The sequence below is a fragment of the Pseudomonas sp. HMWF021 genome, from assembly GCF_003061005.1.
GTDB lineage: Bacteria > Pseudomonadota > Gammaproteobacteria > Pseudomonadales > Pseudomonadaceae > Aquipseudomonas.
This window is the reverse complement of the sequence record NZ_QAIK01000044.1, coordinates 1-7,662: the sequence shown is the minus strand read 5'-3', so window position 1 is coordinate 7,662 and position 7,662 is coordinate 1. Positions and strand designations below refer to the sequence as shown.

The window sequence follows — 7,662 nt, the reverse complement described above, 5'->3', positions numbered from 1 at the left end:
GCGCCGATGAAACCGCCGGTGCGGGTATCGTTGATGCGATACCAACTGATCGCCTCGGCAGGATCGTGCTGGTTTTCTCCGGCCCGGCGACCATGAATGATGATCTTGTTGCAGCGCTTCACGACGAAAATGTCTTCCATGGCGTCACCGCAGCGTATTGGCGTCAGAACAACTATAGAGGTCCTGGCCGATTGTGCAAAAAGTAGACAAGTCAATTCGTCGGTTGCAGCTGCCAGCCCTCGGGTTGCCATTCCAGTCGGTGCGTCGGCTTCAGCGCCTGAAGGAAATTTTTATCGTGGGAAACGGCGACAATCGCTCCGGGAAATGTCTGCAATGCCTGTTCGAATGCCTGCACGGAAGTCAGGTCCAGATGATTGGTCGGCTCATCGAGCAGCAGCAATTGCGCGGGCGTCCTGCGCCACAACGCCACTGCCAGAGCGGCTTTCAAACGCTCGCCGCCGCTCAGTGACGCGCTGGGCCGGGTCACGCGCCGGGCGTCCAGTTGCAGCTGTGCGAGATGGCTGCGCAATTCGCTTTCGCTCAATGGGCTGTGCAACTGCATCAGCTGTTCAACGACACTGAGTGGGTCATTGAGCAATGACAGTTGCTGATCGAGAAACGCCAGTGGCACATGGCTGCTGCATTGGCCGCTTGCCGGTTGCAACTGGCCGGCGATCATTCGCAGCAAGGTCGATTTGCCGCAGCCATTCGGTCCACTGACGGCGATGCGCACCGGGCCGCTCACACTGATGCTGAGCGGCTGCATCGGCGGCCACGGCGAGCATGCGTCCAGTAGCGTAAATACCTGGCGCGATGCTGGGACGACGCTGCCGGGAAGGTTGATCAGCACACCATCCTCCGGCAGCACGCCGGCATACGCTTCGCGCACCCGGGCATCGAGTTCAGCCTTGCGCTGCTGATGGCCACAACGCACCTGCCCCATGATTTCCCTTGCTGCTCCTTTGAGGCTGGCCTTTTCGAAACTGGAGACGTTGGCGATTTGCGCATTACGCCGCGAACGGGCGGCGTGGCGCTGGATGGTGTCGTGTTCGCGTTCCAGGCGCAGTTGTTCGCGGCGGCGCTCGGTTCGGCTTTGCTCCAGCAACGCCTGGGCTGCCGCCTGGTGGACGCGCCGATGATGTTGCCAGGCCGAGAAGTTGCCGCCGAACACCGTGACGCCCAGCGGCGTCAATTCGACGATGCGTTGCATATGCTCAAGCAGTTGCCGGTCATGGCTGACGACAATCAGTCCTGCACGCCAATGTTGCAGCTTTTCCATCAACCATTGTCGGCCTGAAGCGTCCAGATGATTGGTGGGTTCATCCAGAATCAGCAGGCGCGCCGGGCTGAGCAACGCTCCGATCAACGCCAGACGCGCCTGTTGGCCGCCGCTGAGCGATTGCGTCAGATCCGTCGGCACTACGTCAGACAGACCAGCGTCGTTCAGCCATTGACGCAGGCGCTCAGGCAGATCCCAGCATTCGCCGATGGTGTCGAAATCCTGCGCCGCCAGGCTGCCGCGCTGCAGGCGCTCGAGGGCGTGAAGCACAGCAGCGGTGCCGGTCGCGTCAGCCACGGTTTGCCCGGGCTCGGCGATGAATGTTTGCGCAACATAGGCCACGGGCGTGGTGCGATGAATGCTGCCGGCCGTGGGCTGCAGTCGATTGGCGATCAACTGGGCGAGCACGCTTTTGCCGACGCCATTGCGTCCGACGATGGCGGTGGGGACATGATCGAATTGCAGATTCAGTTGATCGAAAAGCGTCTCGCCATTGGCGAACTGAAAACCCAATTGATTCAGCGAGACGAGTGCAGGCGTACGCGAGACGTGAGTCATCGGCACCTCCAAAAAATGTCGGGAACACTGACAGGCGCGTTGCGGCGCGTGTCGCGATTACATTTTTGAAGGCTTAGTTGTTCACTTTCTGCGGGCGTCCTGAGGAAGGAATGGCGGCCAGCCTAGACCACGTTTGCGCCTCGATCAAGGCGCTTCCATCATTCGGTCAAGAAACATCGCCAGGGCGACCTCCTCGGAACGCAGGCCTTTGCGCAGGCGCGGCCGGGGCAATTCGGCCAGCGCACCGAGCATGAAACGCTCGACCACGGCCGGGTGGATATAACACTTGCGGCAGACTGCCGGAGTGTTACCCAACTGCCGGGCGACATTTTTTACCATCTCCACCACGTGGCGCTTTGCCTCGGATTCCGATTCCCATTGCAGTTCACGCAGTACCGATAACGCCAGGGCGCTGCCGGCCCAGGTGCGGTAGTCCTTGGCGGTGAAATCGGCGCCTGTCAGCGTCTGCAGGTAAGTGTTCACATCGTGGGAACTGACGGTGTGCCGTTCGCCGTTTTCATCCAGATACTGGAACAGGTTCTGCCCGGGGATTTCCAGGCAACGCTTGATGATGCGTGCCAGGCGTCGATCCTTCACGGTGATCTGGTGCTCGATGCCGCTCTTGCCGCGAAACTGAAACTGGATCGCGCTGCCGTTGACCTCGACGTGGCGGCTACGAAGGGTGGTCAGGCCATAGGAGCGGTTGTCACGAGCGTATTGAGTGTTGCCGACGCGAATCAGCGTTGCATCGAGCAAGGTAATCACCGTCGCCATGACCTTGTCGCGGCTGAAACCTGGGGCGGCCAGCAGGGCTTCGAGTTGCTTGCGCAGTTTTGGCAGCGCGAGGCCAAATTCACGCAGGCGCGAGTATTTGTCGGCGTCGCGCACTTCGCGCCAGCGCGGATGGTAGCGATATTGTTTGCGTCCTCGGGCGTCGCGGCCGGTGGCTTGCAGGTGACCACGCGGATCGGCGCAAATCCATACATCGGTGTAGGCCGGTGGTACCGCCAGGGCGTTGATCCGTTTGATCTCATCGGGATCGCTGATGCGCTGACCGCTCCCATCGAAATAGGCGAACTTGCCACGCAGTTTCCGCCGGGTGAGGCCGGGCTGGGTGTCGTCGACATAATGCAGGTCGGGCGGCAGGGTATCGAGTGGCGCGGTGTCGGGCATGGCAGTGTCCTTGACGGTGAATCGCTCTGTTAATGCGATTGACCGCAGGCCATGCCCGTCGTGCCAAGAGTTTTACGCCAGTACCGCGACTGCCTTGATCTGCGCCCACAATTGCTGACCGGCATGCACACCCAGTTGGTCTCGGGAAAAACGTGTGATTCGTGCCAGCAAAGGTGTGCCTCCGGCATCGAGGCGAATCAGTACGTGCGCTGTGTTGTCTGCGGTCTGCTCGCTGATGACGGTGACCGGCAAGCGGTTGAGGATGCTGCTGACCTCGTTGCTGTGCAGGGTGAGGCTGATATCCCGCGCCTGCACCTTGCAGCGCAGGGGTTGCCCGACGGCCATCGGTTCGTGGGTGACACGGATGCTCAAATCGGTTGCGGGCAATTGCAGAGTCAGCAACTGGTACTCGCCATCGTAGGCGCTGACCTGACCTTCGATTACCACGCCAGCGTCATCACCCATTGCCATCGGCAGATCCAGACGCGCCAGGGTTTCGCCAATCGGGCCGCTGGCCAATGCCTTGCCTTCGCTGAGCAGCACCAGGTGATCGGCCAGTCGCGCCACTTCATCCTGAGCATGGCTGACGTACAACACCGGAATGTCGAGTTCATCGTGCAGACGTTGCAGATACGGCAGGATTTCGCCTTTGCGCTGGCTGTCGAGGGCGGCCAGGGGCTCGTCCATCAGTAGCAGTTTCGGGCTGGTCAGCAATGCACGGGCGATACCGATGCGCTGGCGTTCGCCGCCGGACAAATGCTGCGGATGCCGCGCCAGCAGATGGCCGATCCCCAGCAGTTCGGTGGCTTGTGCCATGTCCACTCGACGCTGGGCTTTGGGGATGCGCTTGAGGCCGAATTGCAGATTGGCCAGCACCGACAGATGCGGGAACAGGCTGGCCTCTTGAAACACATAGCCCAGCGCACGTTTGTGCGGTGGGACGAACACGCCGTTCTCACTGTCTTGCCAGACTTCGTCGTTGATCTGGATAAAGCCATGCTCGGCGCGCTCCAGACCGGCAATGCAACGCAGGCACGTGGTCTTACCGGAGCCGGAATGACCGAACAGCGCAGTCACGCCGCGCCCGGGCAAATGCAGGCCGACATCCAGGCTGAAGCCCGAGTAGGTGATTTTCAGACGCGCATCAATCATCGATCAGCTCCAGCCTGCGCAGGTCTTGCGGCTGGAGTACAGCGCCAGCAACACCAGAAACGAAAACACCAGCATCGCCCCGGCCAGCCAATGGGCCTGGGCATACTCCATCGCTTCGACGTGATCGTAGATCTGCACCGAGACCACTCGCGTCTTGTCGGGAATATTGCCACCGATCATCAGCACGACGCCGAATTCGCCGACGGTGTGGGCAAACCCGAGGATCGCCGCCGTGACGAAACCGGGGCGTGCCAGGGGCAGGATCACGCTGAAAAAAGTGTCCCAGGGATTGGCGCGCAAGGTCGCGGCCACTTCCAGTGGGCGAGTGCCGATTGCCGAGAACGCGTTTTGCAACGGTTGCACCACAAACGGCATGGAATAGATCACCGAGCCGATTACCAGCCCGGTGAAACTGAATGTCAGGGTGCCCAGGCCCAGCCACTGAGTGAAGTGACCAAGAAAGCCATTGGGGCCCATCATCAGCAGCAGGTAGAAACCGATGACGGTCGGTGGCAACACAAGGGGCAGGGCGACGATAGCCCCGATGGGACCGCGCAACCAGGAACGGCTGCGCGACAACCACAGGGCAATCGGAGTGCCGACGACCAGCAGGATAGCGGTGGTCAGGGACGCCAGTTTCAGGGTCAGCCAGATCGCCGCGAAGTCGGCACTCGTCAGCGACATTTAGAGCTGGTAGCCGTAGGACTTGATGACCGCAGCGGCTTTCGGGCCTTTGAGGTATTCAACCAGCGCCTTGGCAGCGGCGCTGTCCTTGCCCTTGTTCAGAATCACTGCGTCCTGCTTGATCGGGTCGTGCATGCTGGCTGGAACGATCCACGCCGAGCCGCTGGTGACCTTGCCGTCCTTGTAGATCTGCGACAGCGCGACAAAACCCAGTTCGGCGTTGCCGGTGGACACGAACTGGTAGGCCTGAGTGATGTTCTGGCCTTCGACGATCTTCGCCTTGGTCGCTTCAGTCAGCTTGAGTTTTTCCAACACCTGAGTGGCGGCCAGACCGTACGGCGCGGCTTTCGGATTAGCGATGGACAGGTGCTGGTATTCGTTCTTCTTCAGGACTTCACCTTTGGCGTCGACATAACCTTCTTTCGCCGACCACAGCGCCAGGGTGCCAATGGCGTAGGTGAAACGCGAGCCTTTGACAGTGTCACCTTCTTTTTCCAGTTTATCCGGGGTGGTGTCGTCTGCCGAGAGGAACACTTCAAACGGCGCGCCGTTCTTGATCTGGGTGTAGAACTGACCGGTAGCCCCGTAGGCGGCGACCAGTTTGTGCCCGGTGTCTTTTTCGAAGTCGGCAGCGATGGCCTGGATCGGTGCGGTGAAGTTGGCGGCAACGGCCACCTGCACTTCATCAGCCTGAGCGGCACCGAAGGCGAATACCGAAAGCAGGGTGGCCAGGCAGGTTGGGGCAAAACGTGAGGCACGAATGGTCATGTAACAGCTCCGTTGTTGGCGTGTGCAGAGGGCAGTTATTGTTGGGGGTGGACTGCACCGATGCGAGGGGGTGAAACGCTATATAGCGAAATATATAGCGAAATGCCGCTAAACAGGAAGTGCTGTTGTATACAGAATGAGGCTGCGCCGTGCCTCATCCTGGATCGGATCAGTGCCGGACCAGTTTTGCCAGCGCGCGTTGCGCCAGTTCCCGGGTCAGTTCGGCGCTGCTCAGTTCCTTGCCCAGCGGAAACGCCTGACCGGCCCAGAGGTTACTGAACTGCGCTTCATTTTTGCCGCGTAATGGCATCAGCGCCCCGCCGGCCAGCGGAAACGCCGGGGCTTGGGGCGACATCGGGCCGATTTCACGCATGACCCGATTGAGAATGCCCCGAGCCGGGCGCCCGGTGAACAGGTTGGTAATGGCGGTTTCGCTTTCCCTGGCGGTGCGCAATGCATGGTGATGCGCGGCGCTGACTTTCGCTTCCGGGGTAAACAGATATGCGGTGCCGACCTGTACCGCCGACGCACCGAGCATCAATGCCGCAGCCACGCCACGGGCATCGGCGATGGCTCCCGCAGCGATCACCGGCACCGTCACCGCATCGACGATCTGCGGCACCAGCGCAAAGGTCCCGACCTGGCTGCTCAGATCATCGCTGAGAAACATCCCGCGATGTCCGCCCGCCTCGTAACCCATGGCAATGATCGCGTCGCAACCGTTTTGCTCCAGCCACACGGCTTCTTCAACCGTGGTGGCGGACGAGAGGATTTTCGCACCAGTGGCCTTGACCCGATCCAGCAGGGATTTTTCCGGTAGCCCGAAATGAAAACTGACCACTTTCGGGCGAAATTCTTCCAGCACTGCGCATGCTGCCGCATCGAATGGCGCCCGATTGGAAACCGGCGTCGGCGCATCGAAATCGACGCCCAGCTCGCGGTAGTACGGCTCCAGCAGCTGCTTCCAGTCTTGCGCGCGCTGCTCATCGGCAGCCGGAGGCTGGTGACAGAAGAAGTTGACGTTGAACGGGTTATGGGTGTGTTTGCCGATGGTCTTCAGTTCTTCACGCAACTGCTCGATGCTCAGCATTGCGGCGGGCATCGAACCTAGGCCACCGGCATTGCATACGGCGATCACCATGGACGAGTTCGTGGCGCCGGCCATCGGGGCCTGGATGATCGGCAGTTCAATACCGAGCAGGTCAAGAATGCGAGTGTCAGGCCATTGGCTCATGGAAGCGGTTCTCCGAACAATGAAGCGGGGCAGGGACGGCAGAGCCGGTTTTTTACCAGCAAAACCGGACTCAGGGCCAGCCCGAATTTGCAGATCACGGACAATCGCGCGGCCTCAACGTCGATGAAATCCCCCGCCGCCAAAGGAGTGGTTCATGAGTCGCGAGGAATCGTGAAAGGTGTTGGTTCGCTGATTGCCGAAGTTGCGTGCAGCGGATTCGCGATTGAGGTTTTGCAACTGGGCATTGTTGTTGACTGGCGCTGCACGGGTCGGGCTGCCCTTGACCATTGATTGCCAACCGTTATCGGTTTTCTTGTAGACGTTGCCGTCGTGCCCGGCGTACACATTGTCGCCGATCCGTGCGGCGCCTCCGTTGCGTCCCTTTACGCCGCCGTATTGCGTGGTCTTGTCGGTGTTGGGGTTGTACACCGCGCCACGATTGGCCGTGACCTGAGTACCGTTGCGTGCGTTGCCCGCCGTCACCCGGCCGCCGGCGATGGCGCCGCCGTTCGGCCCGACCACCTCACCGCTGCGCCCGGCCGCGTAATTGCCGTTGTAGACGTTGTGTACGGCCCCACGTTGTCCCGCGGCGGCTATGCCGGTTCGCGAGTTATACGACGAGCCGACCTGGCCGGCCCAGCGATTGCCGGTCCAGGCGTTGTAGCCGGCGCCGTAACGACTGACGGTCGCGCGGTCGCCCCACTGACGATAAATATTGCCGGTGGTGCCGGCCCAGCCACCAGGCCCCCAGGCGACGGCGCCTCCGTGATAGCCATAGGCAGCCCCGCCCCAGGCCAATGGAGCAGGGTACAAG

General features: G+C 61.0%; 6 protein-coding genes and 1 pseudogene. All 7 read right to left on the bottom strand.

Translation table 11 applies throughout. The features are described from left to right. Nucleotides 1-211: 211 nt before the first annotated feature. On the bottom strand, nucleotides 212-1,837 hold the full coding sequence (locus tag DBR18_RS05665; protein ID WP_108589586.1) for an ABC-F family ATP-binding cassette domain-containing protein: 1,626 nt from the start codon (nucleotides 1,835-1,837) through the stop codon (nucleotides 212-214). Nucleotides 1,838-1,981: 144 nt separating this feature from the next. Further along, on the bottom strand, nucleotides 1,982-3,010 hold the full coding sequence (locus DBR18_RS05660; RefSeq protein ID WP_108589585.1) for a DNA topoisomerase IB: 1,029 nt from the start codon (nucleotides 3,008-3,010) through the stop codon (nucleotides 1,982-1,984). 72 nt (nucleotides 3,011-3,082) lie between these two features. Continuing rightward, a complete protein-coding gene (gene modC, locus DBR18_RS05655; RefSeq protein WP_108589584.1) occupies nucleotides 3,083-4,162 on the bottom strand; it encodes a molybdenum ABC transporter ATP-binding protein in 1,080 nt (359 codons plus the stop codon). Between the two features lie 3 nt (nucleotides 4,163-4,165). Continuing rightward, nucleotides 4,166-4,846 carry a molybdate ABC transporter permease subunit gene (modB, locus tag DBR18_RS05650; RefSeq protein ID WP_108589583.1) on the bottom strand — a complete coding sequence of 227 codons (681 nt, stop codon included), beginning with the start codon at nucleotides 4,844-4,846 and terminating at the stop codon, nucleotides 4,166-4,168. Beyond that, a complete protein-coding gene (gene modA / locus DBR18_RS05645; protein ID WP_108589582.1) occupies nucleotides 4,847-5,614 on the bottom strand; it encodes a molybdate ABC transporter substrate-binding protein in 768 nt (255 codons plus the stop codon). A gap of 169 nt (nucleotides 5,615-5,783) precedes the next feature. Next, a complete protein-coding gene (locus DBR18_RS05640) occupies nucleotides 5,784-6,848 on the bottom strand; it encodes a nitronate monooxygenase family protein (protein ID WP_108589581.1) in 1,065 nt (354 codons plus the stop codon). A 114-nt stretch (nucleotides 6,849-6,962) separates the two neighbouring features. Next, nucleotides 6,963-7,662 (bottom strand): annotated as a pseudogene (locus tag DBR18_RS05635) (autotransporter); the annotation flags it as partial.